1 protein-coding gene is annotated in these 1,910 nt (G+C 37.8%); it reads right to left on the bottom strand.

All coding sequences use genetic code 11. The features are described from left to right. Positions 1 to 114: 114 nt before the first annotated feature. Positions 115 to 1,857: an IS1634 family transposase gene (locus tag H8S17_RS15975; protein WP_186867886.1), complete on the bottom strand. Its 1,743-nt coding sequence runs from the start codon at positions 1,855 to 1,857 to the stop codon at positions 115 to 117. Between the last annotated feature and the right edge of the window lie 53 nt (positions 1,858 to 1,910).

Genomic DNA, 1,910 nt, shown 5'->3' with positions numbered 1-1,910 from the left:
ATCCCATCTTTGACAGTTGGGAAGTAAAAAAACGGTTGTATAGACAGTAAAATCAAGGCTAGCAGCCGTTTTTTGTTTCGTAGCGATATGTGCTATTGTGCTATATTTTCTACACTAGGGTAAATTTATTTCTTTTGTTTGCTTGATGATGCTTCGCATCGTAGATTTTTTGATAAATTCATAGTCTGTCCGAAAACCAAAAGTTTTGTGTAAAGAGTCTGTTATTTCAGTTCGAGTGTAGGATGGAACGTAGCCATTAGCGGTATTTAACAGTGTCATTTTCATAGATCGCAGAGTCTCTATGATCTGCTCGGTTGTATAGCTGTTTCCTATTTTCTTTTCTAACAGACGGTAGAGAAGAAGGCTGATGTAACAGGTCATGAAATGTGCCTTGATCCGGTCATCTCTTCTGACATAAACAGGTCTGGCTTCGAATTCTGTTTTCATGATTCTGAAGTTTTCTTCAATTTCCCAGCGCTGCTTATTGATCTTTATGATTTCTTCGATATTTCCCTCCAGATTTGTTATAACCGCGTAGAAACCATCGTAAAGTTCTTCTTTGGCTATCTGTTCTGCGTCGATTTCATATACGTTCTTTTCTGCAATCTCACCATCGTTTGTTACGGCAGTATTTTTCACAAAACGCATTGGATCATTTTGATTTTTGCCCTTTCGTTTTTTACAAGGAGAGTTGATAATCTTCTCTGCACGCTCGATCTGACGTGACCGTATTTTTTGCTGATAAGCTTTATATTTTGGTGAGTATGTAACGATTAGTATCTCATCCAAATCTCCGGTAACAACAGGAACTTCCTTGTAGTAAATGGAGTTAAAAACTTCTTCATCGGTTTCGTCCAAAGTTCTGATATCTATCAAATCTGTCGAACCAACTTTTCTGAACTGTGTTGGATTTAGGGCAATATCACGGTCTTCCTGCTTCATCTTTTTAAGGGAATGTGTGATGACATAAGCTCGATTCCCGATGCTGTTAAACGCTCGGTTATTGGCACTTCCAAGACCGGCATCTGAACAGAAAATAAATTCACTACAGTTAAAATCTTTTATGATTTTCTTCTCCAGAGGTTTAAGCGTTGTTTGCTCGTTTTGATTACCTGGAAAAACATCAAATGCAAGTGGAATGCCATCAGCATCCATAAAGAGCCCCATACCAACAATCGGATTTGGACGGTTCTCCTTGCCTTTTCCATAGTGCTTCAAACCGCTTTCTTCCTCAATCTCAAAGTAATAATTCGTACAGTCATAGTAAAGTATCTTCTGATTTCTTGGATGGATGAAGTTTGAATTTTTGTATAGTTCACTTTGGATAAAATCCGACTCTTCTGCGATTACAGATAAAGCTCTGTAAACATCCTGAATCTCATACTTTGGTGGTTCAAAAAGCGTTTTGCAGAAGTTATAACTGCTGAGCTTACTTGAAGGAGAGAGAACTCTTGCGTAAACGAGATCAGTTAGAATCGCATGAAGATCATACTTAAATCTATGGCGTCCTTTAATCACACGGCAGATGTTATCAATGCGAAGCTCCGTACATAATTGTTGAAGAAATAGATAACCGGCATGAAAAGAACGTACCTCGTTCATAGGAATGCAGGCAGCCTGGGAGAATTCAACCGTTACTTTCCCCGTACGTTCATTGTAGAGAGCTGTTTCTTTGGCAGCTTCGCTTTTCGCCCAAGCCATAAGTTTTTCATTATCACCATCAAACTGTTCCAGCAAAGTGTTGTATTTTCCAAGTTTTTTATAGATGCGAGATGATGATTTTCCGTCCTTTTTTCGGAATGATTGATAAATGTAAACGTCTTTATTATTTTTACTACCTGTAACTGCAATATACATAATATAACCCCCTTTTTCTTTTAAGTATAACACACTATTACAAACAAGTACAT

The organism is Roseburia zhanii (genome assembly GCF_014287635.1).
Classification (GTDB): Bacteria; Bacillota; Clostridia; order Lachnospirales; family Lachnospiraceae; genus Roseburia_B; species Roseburia_B zhanii.
This window is presented reverse-complemented; position numbering and strand designations above follow the sequence as displayed.